Origin of the sequence: Streptomyces sp. NPDC046759 (genome assembly GCF_040645475.1) — a bacterium.
Classification (GTDB): Bacteria; Actinomycetota; Actinomycetes; order Streptomycetales; family Streptomycetaceae; genus Streptomyces.
The window spans coordinates 12,885-35,156 of sequence record NZ_JBEYYJ010000001.1 but is presented as its reverse complement, the minus strand read 5'-3'; the positions used below and the strand labels follow the sequence as shown (position 1 = coordinate 35,156).

18 protein-coding genes are annotated in these 22,272 nt (G+C 72.3%); 5 read left to right on the top strand and 13 right to left on the bottom strand.

From position 1 onward, the window contains the following. Window positions 1–437: 437 nt before the first annotated feature. The 5 genes from ABZ919_RS00140 to ABZ919_RS00120 form a co-directional block, all read right to left on the bottom strand. On the bottom strand, window positions 438–1,139 hold the full coding sequence (locus ABZ919_RS00140) for a LysM peptidoglycan-binding domain-containing protein (RefSeq protein WP_361240367.1): 702 nt from the start codon (window positions 1,137–1,139) through the stop codon (window positions 438–440). A 440-nt stretch (window positions 1,140–1,579) separates the two neighbouring features. Next, window positions 1,580–1,831, bottom strand: a complete 252-nt coding sequence (locus ABZ919_RS00135) for a hypothetical protein (protein ID WP_361240364.1) — start codon at window positions 1,829–1,831, stop codon at window positions 1,580–1,582. Further along, on the bottom strand, window positions 1,831–1,956 hold the full coding sequence (locus tag ABZ919_RS00130; RefSeq protein WP_361240361.1) for a hypothetical protein: 126 nt from the start codon (window positions 1,954–1,956) through the stop codon (window positions 1,831–1,833). Before ABZ919_RS00130 ends, ABZ919_RS00135 begins: the two co-directional genes overlap by 1 nt. Window positions 1,957–2,104: 148 nt before the next feature. Beyond that, window positions 2,105–3,079, bottom strand: a complete 975-nt coding sequence (locus ABZ919_RS00125; RefSeq protein WP_361240358.1) for an alpha/beta hydrolase fold domain-containing protein — start codon at window positions 3,077–3,079, stop codon at window positions 2,105–2,107. Window positions 3,080–3,340: 261 nt separating this feature from the next. Beyond that, window positions 3,341–3,904 (bottom strand): NAD(P)H-dependent oxidoreductase, encoded by a 564-nt coding sequence (locus ABZ919_RS00120; protein ID WP_361240355.1) that lies wholly within the window; start codon window positions 3,902–3,904, stop codon window positions 3,341–3,343. Between the two features lie 98 nt (window positions 3,905–4,002). Between ABZ919_RS00120 and ABZ919_RS00115 the strand changes: the two genes are divergently transcribed. The 3 genes from ABZ919_RS00115 (at window position 4,003) to ABZ919_RS00105 (ending at window position 8,107) form a co-directional block, all read left to right on the top strand. Continuing rightward, window positions 4,003–4,701 (top strand): helix-turn-helix domain-containing protein, encoded by a 699-nt coding sequence (locus tag ABZ919_RS00115; RefSeq protein ID WP_361240352.1) that lies wholly within the window; start codon window positions 4,003–4,005, stop codon window positions 4,699–4,701. A 203-nt stretch (window positions 4,702–4,904) separates the two neighbouring features. Next, window positions 4,905–5,918 (top strand): LacI family DNA-binding transcriptional regulator, encoded by a 1,014-nt coding sequence (locus ABZ919_RS00110; protein ID WP_361240349.1) that lies wholly within the window; start codon window positions 4,905–4,907, stop codon window positions 5,916–5,918. A gap of 752 nt (window positions 5,919–6,670) precedes the next feature. Then, on the top strand, window positions 6,671–8,107 hold the full coding sequence (locus ABZ919_RS00105) for an aldehyde dehydrogenase family protein (protein ID WP_361240347.1): 1,437 nt from the start codon (window positions 6,671–6,673) through the stop codon (window positions 8,105–8,107). 4 nt (window positions 8,108–8,111) lie between these two features. Here the strand turns inward: ABZ919_RS00105 and trxA are convergent, their stop codons facing one another. Further along, window positions 8,112–8,486, bottom strand: a complete 375-nt coding sequence (trxA, locus tag ABZ919_RS00100; protein WP_361240344.1) for a thioredoxin — start codon at window positions 8,484–8,486, stop codon at window positions 8,112–8,114. A 141-nt stretch (window positions 8,487–8,627) separates the two neighbouring features. Here trxA and ABZ919_RS00095 point away from each other — a divergent pair, with 141 nt between their 5' ends. Further along, window positions 8,628–10,058, top strand: coding sequence for an NAD(P)/FAD-dependent oxidoreductase (locus tag ABZ919_RS00095; protein ID WP_361240341.1), 1,431 nt, complete (start codon window positions 8,628–8,630; stop codon window positions 10,056–10,058). An 8-nt stretch (window positions 10,059–10,066) separates the two neighbouring features. Here the strand turns inward: ABZ919_RS00095 and ABZ919_RS00090 are convergent, their stop codons facing one another. From ABZ919_RS00090 to ABZ919_RS00070, 5 genes are all read right to left on the bottom strand, one after another. Continuing rightward, window positions 10,067–10,711, bottom strand: a complete 645-nt coding sequence (locus ABZ919_RS00090) for a peptide deformylase (RefSeq protein WP_361240338.1) — start codon at window positions 10,709–10,711, stop codon at window positions 10,067–10,069. A 337-nt stretch (window positions 10,712–11,048) separates the two neighbouring features. Further along, on the bottom strand, window positions 11,049–11,396 hold the full coding sequence (locus ABZ919_RS00085) for a tetratricopeptide repeat protein (RefSeq protein ID WP_361241750.1): 348 nt from the start codon (window positions 11,394–11,396) through the stop codon (window positions 11,049–11,051). Between the two features lie 106 nt (window positions 11,397–11,502). Next, complete coding sequence (locus ABZ919_RS00080; protein WP_361240335.1) at window positions 11,503–11,958, bottom strand: MarR family winged helix-turn-helix transcriptional regulator; 456 nt, start codon at window positions 11,956–11,958, stop codon at window positions 11,503–11,505. After that, on the bottom strand, window positions 11,955–12,443 hold the full coding sequence (locus ABZ919_RS00075; protein ID WP_361240332.1) for a MarR family transcriptional regulator: 489 nt from the start codon (window positions 12,441–12,443) through the stop codon (window positions 11,955–11,957). Before ABZ919_RS00075 ends, ABZ919_RS00080 begins: the two co-directional genes overlap by 4 nt. A gap of 107 nt (window positions 12,444–12,550) precedes the next feature. Further along, complete coding sequence (locus ABZ919_RS00070; protein ID WP_361240329.1) at window positions 12,551–16,300, bottom strand: family 78 glycoside hydrolase catalytic domain; 3,750 nt, start codon at window positions 16,298–16,300, stop codon at window positions 12,551–12,553. 840 nt (window positions 16,301–17,140) lie between these two features. Here ABZ919_RS00070 and ABZ919_RS00065 point away from each other — a divergent pair. Next, window positions 17,141–18,319, top strand: a complete 1,179-nt coding sequence (locus ABZ919_RS00065; protein ID WP_361240326.1) for a hypothetical protein — start codon at window positions 17,141–17,143, stop codon at window positions 18,317–18,319. 167 nt (window positions 18,320–18,486) lie between these two features. On the opposite strand, the gene ABZ919_RS00060 is transcribed toward ABZ919_RS00065, so the two are convergent. Further along, window positions 18,487–19,326: an SDR family oxidoreductase gene (locus ABZ919_RS00060; RefSeq protein ID WP_361240323.1), complete on the bottom strand. Its 840-nt coding sequence runs from the start codon at window positions 19,324–19,326 to the stop codon at window positions 18,487–18,489. A gap of 160 nt (window positions 19,327–19,486) precedes the next feature. Then, window positions 19,487–21,457 carry a potassium transporter Kup gene (locus ABZ919_RS00055; protein WP_361240320.1) on the bottom strand — a complete coding sequence of 657 codons (1,971 nt, stop codon included), beginning with the start codon at window positions 21,455–21,457 and terminating at the stop codon, window positions 19,487–19,489. Window positions 21,458–22,272: the final 815 nt, after the last annotated feature.

Here is a 22,272-nt window from a genome sequence, read left to right as displayed (position 1 = left end):
GGGTTTCGCACGGATGTCTGAGCGACGACCCGCCGTGTCCGGTCCCGCAGCGCCGATGGCCCCGGCCCGGCGGCGGCCGGCGGCGCGAGCGCCAAGACGGCCGCCAGGTCGGTGCTCTCGACGCCCTTTCGGTATGCGTGCCGGAGTCGACGTCCCTGGACACCGGCGAGCGACTCAGCCGGGCCAGTTGCAATTCACCATCTCCCGGCAGTGATGGGCTGCCTGCCGCGACAGCGTGCCCTGATCCCATTCCAGCGGTGCGAGCCCGCGGCCGGCCCGTTCCTTGTCGACGAACACTTGCCGGCGTCGACTCGCAGATCCCCGGCCGCGACCGGAAAAAGCCCGCGCTCATGTATGTGCCGGTGCACATCGCGGTGGCGGCGGCCAAGTGCCGTCGCCACCGCGATTCGCGCAGGGTGTGGCGCGGTGATCGCCTGTCAGTAGGGTCCGTTGACGTTGTCGATGGATCCGTAGCGGTGGTAGGCGTAGTTGCAGGCTGCGGTGATGTTGGCGACGGGGTCGTAGATGTCCGTCGAGGTGCCCGCCACGTGGTAGGCGTTGAAGGTGGACTGGATCACCTGGAGCAGGCCGATGGACGGGTGGCCGGCGACGGCGTTGGAGTCCCAGAGGTTGATGGCCTTGGGGTTGCCGGAGGATTCCCGCATCACGTTGCGGTGGATCCCGTCGTAGGTGCCGGGAATGTTGTTCTTCGCCATGATCGCCAGGGAGTGCTTGATCCAGCCGTCCAGGTTGTTGGTGTACGTCTGGCCGTCGGCGGTCGTGGTGGAGGCCTTGGTGGACGCGGCCTTCGTGGTGGCCGCCGGCTTCGCGGCGGTTGCCGTCTTCGTGCTGGGGGTCGATCCGGCGGGCAGGGTCAGGACCTGTCCCGGCTGGACGGTGTACGGGCTGGCGAGGTGGTTGGCGGTCGCGATGGCGGGCCAGCCGCCGGGCACGTGCTGGGTGCGGGCGATGGAGGCCAGGTGGTCGCCGGACTGGACCGTGTAGGTGGTCGCGGCGGTGGCGGCCTGGGCCGTGCCGAGTGCGGCGGTGGAGACCAGGGCGAGGGCACCGACGGTGACGACGCCGCCGGCGATGAATCGGCGGGCCCCGGAGGGGCGCTTGCGGGCGTGAAGGGGCATGGAGCGGTCCTCTTCCAGAATTTGCATGACCCGCAGTTGCCGGTTCCCTCGGCAAGCTGCACCACGTTTCGTTTAGTGATGCGCTGCGGCGGGCACATTCTTAATCCGCCGGGAATAAATCGACAATTCCCCCCTTTACTACCTGGCTTCGTGGCCTGATCGACTTCGCGCGTCCGGATCCATGCGAATAAGGGGAGGCAAGACGGTTTTAAAGCACTAAGGTGCGTCGTAAGTGAATTGAGTCACCTGTCTCGGGTGAAGCTTCCTAATGGTTAGAAATAGCGACGCGTCAAGCTTTTAGTGCTTATAGTGCAAATCGGACATACACTCCAAAATCCCTGCCTGTTTCGCGGCGCAGCGCAGATCCCGCCTCAGGCGTACCCCGGCCGCGTGGCGGTGGCGTCGCTGACCGCCCCCGGGTGTGGGCGGTCAGCGCACCTCTACGGCCGGGGGGCGGATGGGAGCCGGGTCGCGCGCAGGCGTCGACGGGCCGTCTCCCGGGCCGCGCGCGCCGGACTCACGCCGTCGCGCTCCGCTGTGCCGAGCAGATTCCCGACGGTCTCCTCGATGGCGAGGACCCGCGCGCCGGCCTCGCCCGGCCCGAGGCGGTGGAGTTCCGTACTGACGGCATGGACGGCTCCGCCCGCGCCGGTGACATGGTCCGGCACCCGGACGACGCCCTGACGGTGCATCAGGCCGGCACCTCGGACGTGGCGAGCTGCTCGTTCGCGGGCCCGGCCACGGCCTTGCGGCGCAGCCGGGGCGCCACCTCCGCGGTGAGCAGCGAGCCGGGCGCCGCCGGGACGACGATGTCCACGTCCTCGGTGAGGATGTCCTGCGGGGCGCACCATGCCGCGCCGAGCGCGTCGGCCGTCGCGCGCCGGATCGATGATCTTCCAGCAGGTCGGCAACACCGCCCCCGCCCCTTCTCTCCCGATCCCCGCCAGGAGGGGGCGCGGGGTCCCTCACGTCCGCAGCAGCCGCCTCAGCCAGGCCAGCCGGGCCGCCCGCGCGGCGCGGGAAAGGGCGGCTTCCGGGGCGAGGACGTCGAAGCCGTGACAGCCGCCCGGCCAGATGTGGAGTTCGGCCTCGCCGCCGCACCGCCAGATCCGGGACGCGTAGGCGACCACCTCGTCCCGGAAGGTCTCCGCGGACCCGGCGTCGAGGTAGGCCGGGGGCAGTCCGGACAGGTCGCCGGCCCGCGCGGGTGCGGCGTACGGCGGCACGTCGGAACCGGCGCGGCGGTCGCCGAGCAGCGCCGTCCACGCCGTCTCGTTGGCGGCACGGTCCCAGACACCGGCGCCGGCCATCTGGTGGCTGGAGACCGTGTCGTTGCGGTCGTCGAGCATCGGGGCCATCAGCAACTGTCCCAGGAGGCGCGGGCCTTGCCGGTCCCGGCCGAGCAGGGCGAGCGCCGCGGCCAGCCCGCCGCCCGCGCTGGCGCCCACCGCCACGATCCGGTCCGGGTCCCCGCCGATCTCCCGCGCGTGACCGGCGGTCCAGAGCAGACCGGCGTACACGTCCTCCAGCGGCGCCGGATACGGGTGTTCGGGGGCGAGCCGGTACTCCACCGACACCACGACCGCGCCCAGTTCACGCGCCCACGCCAGGGGCTGGTCCACTCCGGCCCGGTCGGTGCCGATCATCATGCCGCCACCGTGCACGTGGTACAGCACCGGGAGCGGGGCGGTGGACTCGGTGTGGGCAGGGCGGCAGATCAGGAGGGAGACGTCCGGGGCGTCCTCCGGGCCCGGCACCTTACGGTCCTCCACCTCGAAGGCGCCGTCCAGGGTGAGGTCGAGCAGCCCGAGCAGTTCGCTGCTCGTGGCCCGGACGGACTCCAGCTCGTCCAGGGCGAATCCGGGTGCGGACGGGTCCCGGAGCAGCTCCAGCGCGGCGGAGAGCTCCCGGTCGAAAGGCGGCGGGACCAGGGGCGGCATGCGTTCTCCTCACGGGGCGCGGTGTCGTACGAGTGCCGGGCCGCTGCCGCTGCCGTACGAGCGGCTCGCGGGCCGCGTACGCGCCCATCGGTCCCTCTACCCCGTGCCGGCCGGAGACCGACCGGCGACCGGAGCCGTCCCCCGGCCGGCCCGGGCTCCCGGGTGACGTACCGGGTGGGGCCGCGGCCGCGAGTCGCCGAGCGCACCGCGTGAACGCGTGAAGGGGCCGGAGGGATCCGGCCCCTTCACGGCGGGTACGGCTCAGGCGGCCGCGGCCTCGCCCACGTTGCCGTGCAGACGGGCGACGACCTCGGTGAGCTGGGCGGCGACCTCGGCGTCGTCGACCGGGTGGGTCTCGGCGAAGCGGGTCAGGGAGCCCGGGATGGACAGCTTGATGTCCTCGATCACGTTGCCGCCGGCGATGCCCACGGCCTTGCGGGCCTCGTCCTGGGCCCACACGCCGCCGTACTGGCCGAAGGCGGTGCCGATGACGGCGACCGGCTTGCCGCCGAAGGCGCCGGCGCCGTAGGGGCGGGACAGCCAGTCGATGGCGTTCTTCAGGACGGCCGGGATGGTGCCGTTGTACTCGGGGGAGAAGAGGAGGAACGCGTCGGCGTCCTGCGCGGCCGCACGCAGCTTGGCGGCCGTGGCCGGGACGCCGCCCTCGACGTCGATGTCCTCGTTGTAGAAGGGGATGTCGGCCAGGCCTTCGAACACCACGACCTCGGCGCCCTCGGGAGCGAGCTTGACGGCGGCCTCGGCGAGCTGGCGGTTGGTGGAACCGGCACGAAGGCTGCCGACGAGCGCGAGGATGCGAACAGACATGGAAACTCCAAGGGGCTGAAACGTCGCCGTTACGATCCGGACCGAGGTCCGTTTATTTTCTACCACTGCAAGCGGACCGCGGTCCAGTTTTGTTCCGGGTGCTTTACCCTGTCTTCATGTCCAGCGCCCTGCCACCTTTCCCGCCCCCCAAGGAGCCCCTCGACGCGCCCCAGCTGCTGGAGGTCGGTGCGGGGCCGGAGGAGCCGTGCCTGCGCGCCGACGCGGCGCGCAACCGGGCCCGGCTGCTGGAGGCCGCCGCCCGCCTGATCGCGGAGCACGGGGTCGCCGGGGTCACCATGGAGGCGGTGGCGGTGGCGGCCCAGGTGGGCAAGGGCACGGTCTTCCGCCGCTTCGGCGACCGCACCGGACTGCTGATGGCCCTGCTCGACCACTCGGACCGGAAGCTGCAGGCCGACTTCCTGGGCGGCCCACCGCCGCTCGGACCCGGCGCGCCGCCCCTGGACCGGCTGCGGGCGTTCGGGGTGGCGGTGCTGTACCGCTCGGCCGAGCGGCTCGAGCTCCAGCTGGCCGCCCAGACGGAGCCCACCCGCCGGCTCTCCCATCCCGCGGTCACCGCGCTGCGCACGCACGTCATGATGCTGCTGCGGCGGATCGTGCCGGAGGCCGACTGCGAACTGCTGTCGCAGACCCTGATGGCCTCGCTCGACCCGGCCCTGATCTACCACCAGACCAGGACGTGCGGGATGCCCATGGAGCGGCTGGAGGCCGGCTGGATCGACCTGGTCGCCCGCGTGACCGCCACCCGGCCGCCCGGCGTGGACGCCCTCGGCCGCTGACGGCGGCATCGGGTGGGCCGCTTTCCCCGAGCGGCATGACCCCTGGCACCCGGTCCGGTGAACCAGTTCATGACGAGCATCTCCGCCGCTCGCCCCGCCCGGTTCGTCACCGCGCCGCACCGGGACGCCTCACCGGGGCCGGATCTCGTCGAACGCTGAACCACGTCGCCCCGCCTCCTCGCGGCCCCCACCCCTCTGCCAAGATGCGGTCTGTCATGGTGCAGATACCGAACACGCCCACGAGTGCCGATGTGGCCCGCCTGGCCGGCGTCTCGCGCGCGACCGTGTCCTACGTCCTCAACAACACCAGCGCCGTAAGGATCAGCGAACCGACACGCCGGCGCGTGCACGAGGCCGCGCGGGAGCTGGGGTACGTCCCCCACGCCGGCGCCCGCAGCCTGCGCGCCGGACACAGCCGCCTGGTCCTGATGCCCGCCCCGGCGATCCCGGTGGGCCCCCTCTACAGCAGGTTCCTCAACGAGCTGCAGTGGGCGCTCGGCCGGCTCGACTACACCGTCGTGCAGTACGGCACCGTCGGCCTCCAGGGGGACGAAGCCGCCCGCGCCTGGGCGGAGTTGCGGCCGGTCGCCGTCCTGGTGCCCGGCGAGGGACTCGGGCCGCAGGGCGTCGGCGTCCTCAAGCGCTCCGGCGCCCGGGCGGTGGTCACCCTCGGTCCCGGACGCGTCGACGGCGCGCATGCCCTGCTGATGGACCACCACGCCGTCGGCCACTGCGCGGGCGCCCATCTGTACACGCGCGGGCGGCGCCGGATCGGCGTCGTGGTGCCCGAGGAGTCCGGCCTGGAGGCCTACTCACGTCCCCGGCTCGCCGGCGTGCGCGAGGCGCTGCGCGGCACCGACGCCGCCGTCACGGAGCTGCCGCTCGCGTACACCGAGGAATCGGCCGCTCGACTCGCCGCGTACTGGCGGGAGTCGGGGCTGGACGCGGTGTTCGCCTACAACGACGAGTACGCGATGCTGCTGATGCGCGCCCTGCAGGACGAGGGTCTGCGTATCCCCGAGGACGTGGCGGTGATCGGTGCCGACGACCTGATGCTCGGCCGGCTGCTGCGGCCCCGCCTCAGCACGGTGCACGTCGAGCTGCCCTCGGGCCGCGAACTCGCCGAACTCGTCGACCGAGCGGTCCGCGACCCCGGCGCCGAGCCGGAGGCACACAAGGTCCTGGGCGCCTCGGTGATCCACCGCGATTCCAGCTGACCCTGTCCGCAGCCCGGTCGCCTCCGCCGCTGTGGCCCCGCACCCGGCTCGGCTTCGCGGCCCCGGCTCGGGAGCGTGAACGGGCCGGTCTCGCGGGCGCCGCGTCGGGCTCCCGGGGCTCGGCCGGCCCCCCACTGTCCCGGGCCTGGGGCCGGGCCGGCCCGCGGCCTCCGGCTCGGGAGTGGCGACGTGCCCGGTCTCGTGGGCGCCGCGTCCCAGTGCCGGAGCCGGTCGGCCCCACCGTCTCGGCCCTGGGGCCGGGCCGGCCCGCGGTCCGCGGCTCGGGAGCGTCGACGGGCCCGGTCTCGAAGCCGCTCCGTGGGGGTCCCGGAGCCCGGTCGGCTCCCGCAGTTCCGGCCCCGGGGCCGGGCCGGCCCGCGGCCTCCGGCTCGGCAGTGGCGACGTGCCCCTCCCGAAGCCCCCTCACCGCGTCGGCCCCTGAGCCCGCCGTCCCAGTGCTTCGGGGTCCTGCTGTCCCCGCTGACCCACCGCCGAAGCTCCCTCCCCAGCCCTGTAGTCCCGCCCATCGCCTGGTCGGCCCCAGCCGCCGGGCCCCGGACTCGCGTCCCTGCGAGGCCCGGTCTCCACTTCCCAAGGGGCGCGCGCCGGATGTAGTTTCGCGCTCAACGAATTGGTGGTGCGGGAGGCTGAACCTGTGCCCTGGTCCGGTGCGCCCGAGGGCGTCCCCCCGGTGTGTCGGGAAGCCTGCTCAGACCGCAGCCGTACCGCCCGGCGATCGATCGGAGAGCCGTATGCCGCTGCTCGACCCGAAGACGTGGCAGGACCGCATCCTGGCCGGATCCGCTCACACCGTGACCGAGCCCGCCACCGGCGACGCGCTCGGAACCATCACCCTCGCCGCGCCCGAGGACGTCGGCCGTGCCGCGCGAGCCGCACGGGCCGCGCAGGCGGCCTGGGGCCGCGCACCGCACTTCCAGCGGGCCCAGGTGCTGCGCCGGGCGGGCGACCTGTTCACCGAGCACGCCGGCGAACTGCGCGAGTGGCTGGTGCGGGAGTCCGGATCGGTACCGGGCAAGGCGGACTTCGAGCTCCATATGGCCGCCCAGGAGTGCTACGAGGCGGCCGCGCTGGCCTCCCGCCCCACGGGCCAGGTGCTGCCCAGCGAGGCACCGCGGCTGTCGTACACCCGGCGGGTCCCGGTCGGCGTGGTGGGCGTGATCTCCCCGTTCAACGCGCCGCTGATCCTGTCCATCCGCTCCGTCGCACCGGCCCTCGCGCTCGGCGACGCGGTGGTGCTGAAGCCGGATCCGCGCACCGCCGTCTGCGGTGGTCTCGCCCTCGCCGCCGTCTTCGCGGCGGCCGGCCTGCCCGAGGACCTGCTGCATGTGCTGCCCGGCGGCGCGGAGACGGGCCGGGCACTGGTCGAGGACCCGCTCGTGCCCGTCATCTCCTTCACCGGTTCGACCGCGGCGGGCCGCGCCGTCGGCGAGGCGGCCGGCCGCCACCTCAAGCGGGCCCATCTGGAACTCGGCGGGAACTCCGCCCTGATCGTGCTGGAGGACGCCGACCTCGACGCCGTGATCTCCACCGCGGCCTGGGGCTCGTTCTTCCACCAGGGGCAGATCTGCATGACCACCGGCCGCCATCTCGTCCACGCCTCGCTCTACGACGAGTACGTCGAGCGGCTCGCCGCCAAGGCCGACTCGCTGGCCGTCGGCGACCCCCACCGCGAGCAGGTCCACCTCGGCCCGGTCATCGACGCGGGACAGCTCGCCAAGATCGACGGCCTGGTGCGCACGAGCGCCGCCCGCGGCGCCAAGATCGCCGCGGGCGGCACCCACGAACGGCTCTTCTACCGGCCCACCGTGCTGGCCGGCGCCGACGACGGCACCCCGGCGTACGCCGAGGAGGTCTTCGGCCCGGTCGCACCGGTGCGCTCCTTCGCCACCCCCGACGAGGCGGCCGCGCTCGCCGCGGACAGCCCCTACGGCCTCTCCCTCGGCATCGTCACCCGGGACACCGCCCGGGCCCTCGACCTCGCCGAGCGGATCCCGACCGGCATCGTGCACGTCAACGACCAGACCGTGAACGACGAGGCCGTGGCCCCCTTCGGCGGCGTCGCCGCGTCCGGCACCGGCGCCCGCTTCGGCGGCGAGGCGAACCTGGACGCCTTCACCGAGCTGCGCTGGACGACCGTACGCGGCGACGTGGCGCCGTACCCGTTCTAGCGGGCTACTGCGCGGTGCCCTCCTGGGCCGCGATGCTCTTGCGGACCTCGTCCATGTCCAGCTTGCGGGCCTGCCCGATGATGTCGGTCAGCGCGGCCTCGGGCAGTGCCCCAGGCTGGGCGTAGACGGCGACCTGGTCGCGGACGATCATGAGCGTCGGGATGGACTGGATGCCGAAGGCCTGCGCCAGCTCGGGCTGGGCCTCGGTGTCCACCTTGCCGAAGACCAGGTCCGGGTTGTCCTCGGCGGCCTTCTCGTACACGGGAGCGAACTGGCGGCAGGGCCCGCACCAGGACGCCCAGAAGTCGATGAGAACGAACCCGTTCTCGGTGACCGTCTGGTCGAAGTTCTCCTTGGTGAGCTCCACGGTGGTGGTCATGGCGTCAGTCCCTCTTCCTGGGGTGGGGGTGTGCCGAGGGCGGAAACACGACCGCCGGGCCGCCTATTCCACACGTGCACGTCTGTGTTCCGCGCACGTACCCATGTGGCCGTCCCGCACACCACCCACCAGACTGACCCCATGACGGAAACGGAATCCATCGCGTACGACGTCGTGGTGCTCGGGGCCGGGCCCGTGGGGGAGAACGTCGCCGGCGGCACCCGTGCGGCCGGTCTCACCACCGCGGTCGTGGAGAGCGAACTGGTCGGCGGGGAGTGCTCCTTTTGGGCGTGCATGCCCAGCAAGGCCCTGCTCCGGCCGGTCATCGCCCAGGCGGACGCACGCCGGCTGCCCGGCCTCGCCCAGGCGGTCCAGGGCCCGCTCGGCACCCCGGCCGTCCTCGCCCGCCGGGACGAGTACACCTCCCACTGGAAGGACGACGGCCAGGTCGCCTGGCTGGACGGCATCGGTGCCGACCTCCACCGCGGCCACGGGCGGCTCTCCGGCCCCCGCACGGTCACCGTGACGGCCCCCGACGGCACCGTCACGACCCTCACCGCCCGGCACGCCGTCGCCGTCGCCACCGGAACCCGCGCCCAGCTGCCCGACCTGCCCGGCCTCGCCGACGTCCGGCCCTGGACCAGCCGCGAGGCCACCAGCGCCCAGGCCGCCCCCGGCCGGCTGATCGTCGTCGGCGGCGGTGTCGTCGCCACCGAGATGGCCACCGCCTGGCAGGCCCTCGGCTCCCGGGTCACCCTCCTGGTGCGCGGCAAGGGCCTGCTGAACCGCATGGAACCCTTCGCCGGGGAGCTGGTCGCCGACGCCCTCATGGAGGCGGGTGTCGACGTCCGCACCGGCACCTCCGTCGAGTCCGTCACCCGCGAGAACGGCACGGTCGTGGCCGTCACCGCCGCGGGCGACCGGTTCGAGGCCGACGAGATCCTCTTCGCCACGGGCCGCGTCCCGCACACCGACGACATCGGCCTCGACACCGTCGGCCTGGAACCGGGCTCCTGGCTGGACGTCGACGACACCCTCCGTGTGACCGGCACGGACTGGCTGTACGCGGTGGGCGACGTCAACCACCGCGCCCTGCTCACCCATCAGGGCAAGTACCAGGCCCGCATCGCGGGCGCCGCCATCGCCGCCCGCGCGGCCGGCGACCCCGTGCTGGAGGAGCCCTGGAGCGCGCACGCGGCCACCGCCGACCACCACGCCGTACCCCAGGTCGTCTTCACCGATCCCGAGGCCGCCGCGGTCGGCCTCTCCCTCGCCGAGGCCGAACAGGCGGGCCACCGGGTCCGCGCCGTCGACGTCGAGTTCTCCGCCGTCGCGGGCGCGGGCCTGTACGGCGACGGCTACAAGGGCCGCGCCCGCATGGTGGTCGACCTGGAGGACGAGATCCTGCGGGGTGTCACCTTCGTCGGCCCCGGCGTCGGCGAACTCATCCACTCGGCCACCGTCGCGGTCGCCGGCCGCGTCCCGGTCGGCCGTCTGTGGCACGCGGTCCCGTCGTACCCGACGCTGAGCGAGGTGTGGCTGCGACTGCTCGAGGCGTACCGGGACAACTGACCTACGTCCTACGGCAGTTCGAAGCCGAGCGCATCGGCCGCCGCCCGGGGCGTCGGCCGGTTCCACAGCGCGGCGACCGCCTCGTTCGTGGACAGGGAGCGCAGTTCGGCGCGGTCCAGGTAGAGGGTGCCGTCGAGGTGGTCCGTCTCGTGCTGGACGATCCGGGCGGGCCACCCGGTGAACACCTCGTCCAGCGCGTGGCCGTGCTCGTCCTCGCCGTGCAGCCGCACCTCGGCGTGCCGGGACACCACCGCCTGCCAGCCCCGCACGCTGAGGCAGCCCTCGAAGAAAGCTGCGCGTACGGTGCCCACGGGCTCGTACACCGGGTTGACCAGAACGCGGAACGGCTGCGGCACCCGGCCCCGGGCCACCGCCACCTCCTCGGGCACCGGCGCCGGATCCTCGAGGACCGCGATCCGCAGCTCCACGCCGACCTGGGGTGCGGCGAGACCCACGCCGGGCGCAGCGTGCATGGTGACGCGCAGGGCCTCGATGAAACGGGCGAGCAGGGCGGGACCGAGCTGGCCGTCGTACGGCTCGGTGCGGCGCCGCAGCACCGGCTGCCCGGCGGCGACGATGGGCAAGGGGCCGCCGGCGGCGAGGAGTTCCTCGACGCGCTCGGCGAGCGGTGCGTGATCACGGGGAGGTGCCATCGCGTCAGGATGCCATGCCACCCCGTCGGCCTCTGTGGCTCGCACCACCAACACCCCGGGGAACTCAGTCTTTTCGCGGTCCGGCCAGTGGCCGCCGGCACCTTCGCACCGAGCCACGGAGAGTGCGGGGCGGCTGCCGGTGCACTGCCATCCGGTTCGGCCCGCCCGCGGAACCGCCCCGGATCGAGCCCGCCGCGCCTACGAGGCGGCCACACCGGCCCCGACCGGCTCGGCGGCGGCACGGCGGGGAGCTATCTGCAAGAGCCGGGGCTTCACCGTGTCCGGGCGTGCCGAAGGCCCGGCTCCCTGCCGGGAACCGGGCCCACGCCGTGCGGCGTCACTCCTGCGGGAAGTCGCCCGCGAGCGCCGAGGCGATCCGCAGATGCGGCTCCGCCTCCGCGTGCCGGGCCTGCCGCTGCAGCGTTCGCCCCAGCATCAGCCGGGCGTAGTGCTCGACCGGGTCGCGCTCCACGATGACCCGCAACTCGGCTTCCGCGTTGCGCAGTTGGGCCGAGTGGTAGTAGGCACGGGCCAGCAGGAGCCGCGGCCCGGTCTGCTCCGGCACCTCCTCGACCAGCCCGGTCAGCACCCGCGCCGCGCTCGCGTAGTCCTTCGCGTCGAAGAACTGCTGCGCGCGCTCCCAGCGCTCGGCCGGCGTGCCGTGGCCGTAGTACGTGGTCTCCACCTGCGCCTCCACTCGTGACCTCCTTCGACGGCCACAACGGAACGCGTTCGTTCAATATTCCACTATCTGCAGGCCGCTCGGGGCTTCCCGCGCACCCGGTCCCTTTCTAGCCCTGGCGGCTCTCCAGCGCGGCCAGCTCCGCGTCGGCCCGCTCGGCGACCAGGGCGAGTACCCGGCCGGCCACGGCGCGGTCCTCGTCCGGGATGCCGGCCCAGATCCTGGCCGACACCGGTCCCACCTCGGCGGATGTCCTGGCGTACAGCTCCCGGCCCGCGTCGGTGATGTCCACATGGGATGAGTCCGCTGCCACGAGCAGCCCAGTGGCGATCAGCTCGTCGATCACCCCGTGCGCTTCCGCCGCATCGACCTTCACCGCGCCGGTGACGCCGTCGGCCAGCGCCGCCCGCTCGAGCGGACCGTCCGAGACGGCGACGAGCCGCAGGGTGACGTTCTGCAGGAAAGTGGTGCCGTAGGGGGCCAGTGTGCGCTCCAGGACGGCGCGCGAGGCGTAGTGGGCGAGGGCGATGGTGCGGGGGTCGGCGAGGGGGGCGGTGGTGGTCATGACTGCTCCGTCTCGTGGTCGGTGGTGCCGAACGGGTCGAGTGGTGCGTCGAGCAGGATCGTCAGTTCCCGGGTGAACTCCCGGGCGCGCGGACTCCCGGGTCCGCCGAGGGGTGCCAGCAGCTGCCGCAGCAGCCCCTGGACCACGTCGATCGCCTTCCGGGTCACCTCGCCTCCCCGTTCGGTGAGCGCGAGTTGCACCGCGCGCGGGTCGGCGGGGTCCCGGGTGCGTTCCACCAGGCCGGCCGACTCCAGGGCGCGGGCCAGCTTGGAGACGTAGAGCGCCTCCAGTCCGGTGTGGTCGGCGAGGAGTCGCTGGCTGGGGCGCAGGCCGGAGCGGTGCATGCCGTGGAGCGACGCCACCAGTGCGTACTGCGCGTGGGTCAGCCCCAGCGGGGCCACCGCCCGGTCCACGGCGACGCGCCACTTCATCGACAACCGCCACACCAGGAAGCCGGGCGTGGCTCCTTCGAGATCCTTGCTCATGGCGAATACAGTACATGGCTACTATGTACATGGCTACTATTTTTTTCCACCGGTGGTGCAGGAGGGGCTGAGCCGGATGAGCGCCCAGCCCCGGTCCTGGGACGGATTCAGGTCGCCGCGGTGAAGGTGTAGTTGCCGGCAGGAAGGTGGTATGTGGCGGTGCCGGCCGGCACGGCCTGCGGGGGAGCGTCGACCGAACCGGGCTGCGAGGTGGGTACGACCACGGTTGCGGTGACGTTCACGGGCACGGTGACGTTGAGCGTCACCGTGCCTCCCGAGACGGACCAGCTGCTTTCGGCGGTCCCGAACGGTGTCCGGTAGGTACCCGAGGCCGAGGTCAGTCCGCCGCCGGGCCGGGGGGCGATGCGCAGGGCCCGGTAGCCCGGGGCGGCCGGGCTCAGCCCGGCGACGTACCGGTACAGGAAGTCACCGACGGAGCCGAGGCCGTAGTGGTTGAAGGAGTTCATGCCCGGGTCCTGGAAGGAGCCGTCGGTGCGGATGCCGTCCCAGCGCTCCCAGATGGTGGTGGCGCCCCGGTCGATCATGTAACCCCAGCCGGGGTAGTCGGTCTGGAGCAGGATGTCGTAGGCGACATCCGGGTGGCCGTTGTCCGCCAGGACGGTCAGGAGGTTCTCCACCCCGAGGAAGCCGACGGTCAGATGCCCGTTGCAGGCTGCGACTTTGGCGGCGAGTTTGTCCGCGGCCCGCTGGACGAGGGCGGTGGGCACCAGGCCGAAGGCGAGCGCGAGCACGTACCCGGTCTGGGTGTTGGTGCCGATGGAGCCGTCCGGTCCTATGTAGCGGCCCGCGAAGGCGGCTGCCGTCCGGTCGGCCAACTGCCCGTAGGAGGTGGCCTGGGCCGCACGGCCGGTGGCTTCGGCCATCCGCGCCACCAGGCGGGCGGCCCAGGCGAAGTACGCGGTGCAGACGAGGTCGTGGGGTGTTTCGTCGCCGACGTTGAGCCAGTCGCCGTACGTCTGCTGGTTGCGGATCAGGTTGCTGCCCGCGGTGTTGTGCAGGTAGTCGACCCAGCGCGTGAACGCAGGGAAGTGCCGGTCCACGATGCGTACGTCCCCGAAGCGCTGCCACAGGGTGTACGGGACGATCACGCCTGCGTCGCCCCAGCCGGCCGTGCCGGACCCGCTTGTCACGGCCGGTGCGACGTCGGTGAAGGCTCCGCTGGACTGCTGGTCGTCGACCAGGTCGTCGACGAACTTGGCCAGGAACCGGTGAGTGTCCAGGTTGAATGTGGAGGTGGCGCAGAAGGCGGCGATGTCTCCTGTCCAGCCGAGCCGCTCGTCGCGCTGGGGGCAGTCCGTGGGGAGGGAGAGCATGTTGCTGCGCTGGCCCCACGTGATGTTGTGCTGAAGCTTGTCGAGCAGTGGGTTCGAGGCGGTGAACGTGCCGAGCCGGTCCGCATTGGTCCAGGCGGCCCGGCCGGTGAGCGTGCTTTTCGTCGGGACGACGCCGGCGGGGAGCCCGGTGAGCTCGACGTAGCGGTAGCCGTGGACGGTGAACCGGGGCTCGTACGTCTCGGCGGAGCCGGTGCCGGCGAGGACGAAGCGGTCTGTTGCCTGGGCCTTGCGCAGGTTGGCGGTGTAGAGAGTGCCGTCGGGGTTGAGGACTTCGCCGTGTCGCATCGTGATCGTGGTGCCCGCCGGGCCGGTCAGTGACAGCCGGTTCCAGCCCGCGAAGTTCTGCCCGAGGTCCAGGATCCACACGCCGGGCTGCGGCTGGCTGATGGCTGTGGGCGACAACTCCGCCTGCACGGTGACGCCGGCGTCGACCTGGGACACCAGGACGGGCGGAGAGAACGACGCCACGGTGACGGCGGCCCAAGAAGTGTCGTCGAAGTCGGCGTCGTCCCAGTGGGCGATGTCCAGACGCGCGTCGAAGGTCTCGCCGTTGTACAGGTCATCGGTCCTGATCGCTCCGGTGGTGGTCTTCCAGCTGCTGTCCGTGGCGATGGTCCGGGTGGAGCCGTCGGCGAAGGTGAGCAGCAGCTGGGCGGAGTACCAGGGCTGCGATCCGTAGAGCCCGGTGCCGGCGAAGCCGATGCTGCCGCTGTACCAGCCGTTGCCCAGCCAGGCCGCAAGGGCGTTGGCGCCCTGCTGGATGTGGGAGGTCACATCGAAGACCTTGTACTGCAGACGCTTCTTGTAGTCGGTCCAGCCCGGCGCCAGGACCTCGGAGCCGATCCTGGCGCCGTTCAGGCGCGTTTCGTGCAGACCCAGCGCGGTCGTCAGGAGCCGGGCGGAGGTGACGGGTTGTGAGACAGTGAAGCGCTTGCGGAGCATGGGCGCGGGTGTGGTCACTCGCACGTGGACGCCCCATGGGCCGCTCCCGGCCGGCGCGACGGGCATCGCCGTGGTCCAGGCGCTGTCGTCGAAGCCCGTGGTGTTCCAGCCCGTCGGCCCGGACCGGGAGACCTTCCAGGAGGCGTCGCTGTTGACGACCTGACCGGCCGGCAGGATGAGCTTGGCGAGCAGGCCGGCGGGGGAGACGCTGGTGTTGGTGCAGGAGACCGCGAGGGTGTTGGCGCCGGCCGTCAGGTGCGAGGTGAGGTCGATGAGAGCGGCGCTCTGCCAGGAGTCACCGACCCTCGGCGAGGAGCTGACCAGGACGCCGTTGACCCAGACGTCGGCCGTGTCGTCGCCGGTGATGGCCAGGAGAGCGCTGGACGGGGCACCGGCGAGTGTGAGAGTGCGACGGAAGTAACGGGTGCCGGCCGGTGCCGAGGACGCCGGGCTCCCTTCCGGGTACCAGATCCAGCTCGCTCCCGCGAAGTTCGGTGCAGGGGCCTGCCCGACGAAGGCTCCGCGCCATTCGCCGGCCGAGTCGAGCAAGCCGGTCTCGAACCACTGCGGGTCGCTCCAGGCGCTTGACCGGGCGTGGGTGTCCCATACGCGCACCCGCCAGTAGTACCGGCTGAGGCTGCTCAGCGAGGATCCGTTGGGGGCGATGTCGATCTGCTGGGCCGAAGGGACGCGTCCGCTGTCCCAGACGTCGCCGGTGGGAGCGCTGGTCGAGGAGATCTGGATCTGGTAGGCCGCCTGGTGCTGCTGAGGCGTCGTGGACTGCAGGGTCCAGCCGAACCGCGGCTGAGCAACGTCAACCCCCACAGGAGTGGTCTGGTGCTCGACGGTGAGGCCCGTGACGCTCAGCGGCGACGCCGCCGGGAGATCGGGGACGGTGACGTCGGAGTACCACGGGGAGATGCCGTAGGCGCCCAGGTCCACGGCGGCCGACCAGCCGGAGTCGTCGAAGGCGGGCTTCTCCCACCCTGCGGGGACGGTCTGCGCCGACCGCCAACTGCCGTCCGTGATCAAGTCGGCCGTGCCGCTGTCCGTCGTGACGTGGGCGTAGCCCAGGAGCCCGGCCGGTCCGCCGTTGTTCCGGGAGGCGACCGCGATCGTGTTGCCCCCGGCGGTGAGCGCGGGACTCAGGTCCACGTAGAGCGCGTTCTGCCATGAGTCCGTGGTGCGGGCGGAAGCAGCCAGGTGCTGCCCGTTCAGCCAGACATCCACGGTGTCGTCACCGGTGATGAGGAGTCGGGCGTCACTGGCGTTGCCCGCCGGGACGTCGAAGGTCGTGCGGAAGTACCGGAAGGCGGCGGGAGCGGTGACGCGGGGATCGCCCTCGGCATGCCAGATCCAGTGGGCACTCGTCAGGCCGACGGGCACGGGGGCGGCAGTGCGCGCGTCCGCTGCCGCGGCACCTTGAGGCGACAGCACGCCGGCGGCCACGACGCCGACCGCGACGCCCGAGCCGGTACTGAGGAAGGATCGCCTGCTGGGACGGCTGCGGTCTGCTTCGGCCCGGGCCGGAGCTCTGTGATGCGTTGCGTCACTGTTCAAGGCCGTACTCCTTCTCTCTGGCCGCCGGAATGCGGGGCGGGTGGGGGGTGAGCCGGTGCGGCGGGTGGGCGGTGAGCCGGTGCAGTGCCGCTGACATGTCCGCAGCGATGCGGAGCAGTGATGTGGGCAGTCGCGGGTGATTGAAACGTTTCATTTCGACGGCTGCGACCGCAATGTAGGGGCGCGCAGGAGAGTCGTCAACGGGTCGCGGGGGGCGTTCTGTTCTCTGCGGCGCAGGGCCGGCCCGGCGGAATCCCGAAGGGGGACGAGCTGACCCGGCGGTGCGCGAAGGCGCCCGGCTGCCCGCCGGTGCGGACCGTTGCTCCGGGGCGCTGAACGGAACCCTTGCCGGGCGGCAGGCCCGGCGTGCACCCGTCCGCCCGGCGGGGCCATGCGCACCGGCTTCCCGGGGTGAGGCCCTGTGTGCGGGCGACTTCCGGCCCGCAGGGCACACGTGAGAGCCCCTCGCCGACGGGAGGGGCTCTCGTGCCTGCGGCCGGTGCCAGAACTTCCTTTCCTTCTGGGGGCGTTACGAGGAGAGGAAACCGCTCACCGGGCGGAACATGGCCTGCACGACGGGGCGCCCGGTGCGGAACGTCTGTACCAGGGAGAAGTTCATGGGGGTCACTCCTCGGACCGGGGAACCTGGCGGCGGCCAGGTTCTGTCATGGCCATGGCATAACTGGACATGGCATAACTGGTGTAGCGCCGGGCGTACGCCGGCGCCAGCAGCCGGAAGCTCTGTGTTCTCTCTAAAAGTTCTCTCTAAAACGACAGGCCCGCCCCGGTGCGGACGGCCGATGACGGACAACCGCCGCGTCGCTCTTTCCCTCTTCCTCGGTGAGCGAGAGAGGGGGCGCCATGCGGGCGAGCTGGCAGTGCATCGTGGCCGTCGGCGTATGCGGTGGAGTGCTGAGTTGTGGAGGCCTGGCCCGGCCGGCCGCGGCCGCCCAGGACCCTCCGACGATCAGCCAGGCGTTCGCGGGCCCGCGCCCCGGCGAGGCCATCGGTATCGACGTGCTCAACTACGACACGAAGCCGGGCGTGCACCTGGTCGCCGAGTCGCCGGTCTTCGCGGCTCCGATCCGGCTGGGCGACCCTGCGCGGGACACCGGCGGAGAAGGCACCAGGGCGCCCATCCCGGCGTCGGCCAGGCCCGGAACGTATCCACTCGTCGTCAAGGCCCGAGGCAAGGTCGTGGCCCGTGACACCATCGAGGTCAAGCCGCCGAGGCGTCCGTCCATCGAGGTGGACTCAGGCGGCAACGCCCGGCCGGGCGTCAAGGTGAACCTGTTCTTCGACGACCTGTACCCCGGGGAGACCGGTACCTCCTTCACGGTCCGTTGCGCGGCATTCACCTCCCCGGTCCGCCTCGCCCACGACAAGAAGTCCTGGAACAACACCCGCACGTTCCATGCCCTCGACGTGCCGTTGCGGCGCACGCTCAAGGACGGGACCTACCCCGTGTGGGTGACCGACGCCCACGGGAGGAGGAGGGCCGAGGCTCCGCTGAAGGTGCGCTCGGCCCGCCCCGGTGACGACGACTATCTGGGCAAGGCCAGGGGCCCCGCGTTCTTCGGGAAGGAGGGTTACGTGTTCAGCGCCCGGGCCAAGGGCTTCGCGATCCCGGCGGGCAGGACGGTGTACGTCAGGTGGCAGGACGCGAACCCGGATCCCGGAGAGGAGGAGCGGATGACCGCGACCTCGCCCGCGTTCCAGGCCCCGGCCAAGCTCACGTTCGACGTCGTCAAGGGCCATGAGGAGGAGGACCCGGTCTTCTGGGGTCCGGCGCGGATCAGGCCCGGCCTGAGGCCCGGCTCCTACCCCGTCACCGTCGTCAGCCACCAGGGGCGGGTGACGAGGACGGGCTACCTCACCGTCACTCAGGGGTCCGTCGGCCACGGTGGCCGGGACGGATCACCGGCCGCCCTGTGGGCGGGTGCGGGCGCCGGGGTCCTCGCACTGGGCGCCGCCGCCCTGCTGCTGGTGCGGAGGCGCAGGCGGGCGTCCCCGTCCTGAACCGGCGACCGGGTCCCTTCACCCGTGGGCGGCCGCGTTCCCGTCGACGGCGGCATGCCGGTCTGGCAGGGCCGCCGGCCGGGTGGCCGGCTCGCCACGCCGATGGGATCCGGGGACCGCCGCCAGGGCAAGCGTCCCAATCTCCCGGGGGCCGCCGGGTTGCGGGTTCAGCCGTACGGGCGCTCCGCAGGGCGGTAGCGGGGGGCCAAGCCGGCGCCGGAGCCGTTGCGCAGGGCGAGTTCCGCGTCGGCCAGTCGGGTCACGGCGCCGGGGTCGGACAGGCCCGGCACGCACACCACTTCCCGGGTGTCCAGTGCGGCGAGGGACGCGGTGACCACGTCGGCGGCCGGCATGCCGCCCTCGTCGTGCACCCGTGCCTCGCCGGCGACGGGAGCCTCGCCCGTGCCGAGGTGGAACTCGGTGGCGGTGAGCCCGGGGCAGACGACCTGGACGTGCACCGGCGTGTCCCCCAGCTCGGCGGCGAGGGTCCTGGTGAACGTCACCAGGTACCCCTTGGTGCCCCCGTAGACGGCCCGGTGGGGGAGCGGACCGGGCGGCAGGCCGCCCGCGAAGGCCAGCAGCGAGGCGACATTGACGATCGCACCACGGCCGCGCGTCACCATCCGGGGGACGGCGGCACGGGTCAGCACCGTCGGCGCCACGACATTCACCTCGACCACCTTGGTGAGCAGGGCGGAATCGGCCTCGGCGAAGGGCCCGTACCCGTTGATCCCCGCGTTGTTCACCAGCAGCCCCACGTCCGCTTCGGCGACGCGCTCCGTGACCCGGGCGAGGCCGGACGACTGCGCCAGGTCGGCCACCATCGGCTCCACCGCGGCCCCGGTCTCCTCGCGCAGCCGTCCCGCCAAGGCGTCGAGCCGTTCGGCGCGCCGGGCGACCAGCACCAGGTCCCAGCCCCGCCGGGCCAGCCGGGCGGCGTACTCGGCGCCGATTCCGGACGACGCCCCGGTCACCAGGGCCGTGCTGGGCGGCTCGTCGTATGCCATGCGCGGGTCCTTCCCTCGACGACCCCGCGTCCGGCGGGCCGTGTCGCGAGTCCCCCGATGGGCGAAGCCGGGTTTCCCGCCGACGGTCCGGCGAAACGCCGCACACCCCCGTCCGCGGCGCCGCCCACGTCACCGGCCGCTCCTACGGCGACCGGCGGGCCTACACCTCGATGTGCGAGCCCATGATGACCGTGCGGTCGCGGGGGAGGCCGAAGTGCTCGGCGGCGTCTGCGGTGATGTAGGAGGTGGCGATGAACAGTCGCTTGCGCCAGGGCGCCAGCGTCGGTGACGTGCCGCGCCGGAGGTCGATCTTCGACAGGAAGTAGGACGCCTGGTCGAGCTGCAACGGTCCCTCGGTCTGCGCCGGTTCGAGCATGGCCAGGGTGCCGGGCACGTCCGGTGTGTCCATGTAGCCGAACCGGGCGGTGACGTGGATGATCCCGTCGTCGGCGTAACCGAGGTCGTCGACGACGACCCGCCGGTCGGCCGGGACGCGGGGCACGGGCTGGGTCTCGAGGGAGAGGATCACGACCTGGTCGTGCCGGACGTGGTTGTGCTGGACGTTGGCGCGCATGGCCAGGGGCGCGGTCTGCTTGCCCCGGTTGAGGAAGACGGCCGTGCCGGGGACCCGGAGCGTCGCCACCTTGCCCGAGCGGAGTTCGTCGACAAACTCGGGCAGCGGGCCTTCAATCCGTGCCCGTTCGGCGGTGACGAGTTCGCGGCCGCGTTGCCAGGTGGTCATGACGGTGAACGCGGTGATGCCGATCAGCAGCGGCAGCCACGCTCCGTGGACGAACTTGGTCATGTTGGCCGCCACGAACAGCAGGTCCACGAAGAGGAGCACGGCTGCGCCGATGCCGATCAGCCACCTGGGCGTGCCCCACTTGGCGCGGGCGACGTAGAAGAACAGCAGGGTGGTGATGGTGATGGTGCCGGTGACCGCCATGCCGAACGCGAAGGCGAGTGCGGTGGAGCTGCGGAAGGCGAAGACCAGGGTGAGGACCGAGACCATGAGCAGCCAGTTGATCCAGGGGACGTAGATCTGGCCGATGGTGGATTCGGAGGTGTGCGCGATCCGCAGCCGGGGCAGGTAGCCGAGCTGGGCGGCCTGGGAGGTGACCGAGTACGCGCCGGTGATCACTGCCTGGGAGGCGATGACGGTGGCCGCCGTGGCCAGCAGGACCATCGGCCACCGGCCCCAGTGGGGCACGAGCAGGAAGAAGGGGCTGCTGATGTTGTGCGGGTCGGCGAGGATCAGGGCGCCCTGGCCGAAGTAGCTGAGGATGCACGCGGGGAAGACGCAGAACAGCCAGGCGCGGGTGATGGACCGGCGGCCGAAGTGCCCCATGTCGGCGTAGAGCGCCTCCGCGCCGGTGACCGCGAGCACGACCGCCGCCAGGGCGAAGAAGGCGGTGCCGAAATGGCCGAACAGGAAACCCAGGGCGTAGGTGGGTGACAGGGCCCGGAGGATCGCCGGGTGGGAGGCGATGCCGGCGACACCGCAGGCGCCGATGGCCAGGAACCAGGCGATCATGACCGGCCCGAACACCCGGCCCACCGCCGCGGTTCCCCGACGCTGGACCAGGAAGAGCAGCACGATGATCAGCGCCGTGATCGGTACGACCGCGGTGCCCAGCGACGGCTGGACGACCTTGAGCCCCTCGACCGCGGACAGCACCGAGATCGCCGGGGTGATCATGCTGTCGCCGAAGAACAGCGAGGCGCCGAAGACGCCCAGCGCGGTCAGCGCGGCCGTCACCCGCCGGCTCCGCTGTGAGCCCCACCGCCGTACGAGGGTGATCAGCGCCATGATGCCGCCCTCGCCGTCGTTGTCGGCGCGCATCGCCAGCAGCACATACGTGACCGTCACAATGATCATCACTGACCAGAACACCAGCGACACCACCCCGTACACGTTCTGGGTGGTGACGGGGACGGGGTGCGGATCGCTCGGGTTGAACACGGTCTGGAGGGTGTAGATCGGGCTGGTCCCGATGTCGCCGAAGACCACACCGAGGGCACCGATCACCAGGGCGAGACGCACCGCGTCATGGGCGCTCGGCTGCCCGCGCTCCGCCGTACGGGCCAGGAATCCGTCGTCGGGCGGCGTTCCCTGCGCGCGATCCGCCATGGCGACCCTCCTCCTCGTGGGCCGTCGTGCTGCAGACCCGCTGGGGCGGACGATACCGATCACCGCCGCGAAAACCGGTACATGAGTGCGGCTCGGACTCGAACGGCGTCACCGGCCCTCGCCGGGAAGCCGACGGCGCCGTACCGCGTCGGCGACGTGGAGGTCGACGTTCGAAGACCTGCTTCCACGGCTCGGCAGGCCCGGTGCGTCCGACCGTCGCGCGGCCGGAGCCCCGGCACCCCGGGTACGGGGCTCCGGCCGCGTGGGGTCATCTCGCCGCGGGCGGCCACGAATCCGTGGAAGAGGGGCGGCCGTTGGCCTTCGGATCCGTCCGGCTCCTCCGGGTGCCACCCGCGAATCCACCGCCCACCGCTGTGCAAGGGCCCGGCTCGGACCCGGCGCCCAGCGCGTGCAGGGTGCCCAGCCCGGTGCGGGTGAAGCGCCGTACGGGACCGGCGGCCGGCTCGGTCGGCCTCGGGTCGGTGACGTCGACGGCCGGATTTCCGGCCACGGGCGGGATGCTGTCGACCAGGGGCGGAAGTGAGCGCCGCCGTGGTCGCCGGCCGTGGTGGTGACGACCGCCTCGGCCGGCTGCGGCCCGCACCGTGCGCTGATGTCTCGGTGCCCTGTACGGCACTCGCCGCACGTCATCGTCCGTCCGAGGAAATGTGCTCATCGGATCGGGTGACTGTCCGCGACGCCTTCCCCGCACAGGCATATGCCACGCCTGAAATGGGCCCTGGACCACGATGAGGCGGGCAGGCGGTCGTCGAAACCAGCCGCCCGCCGCTTCACGCGGCGCCCGGTTGGCGCCC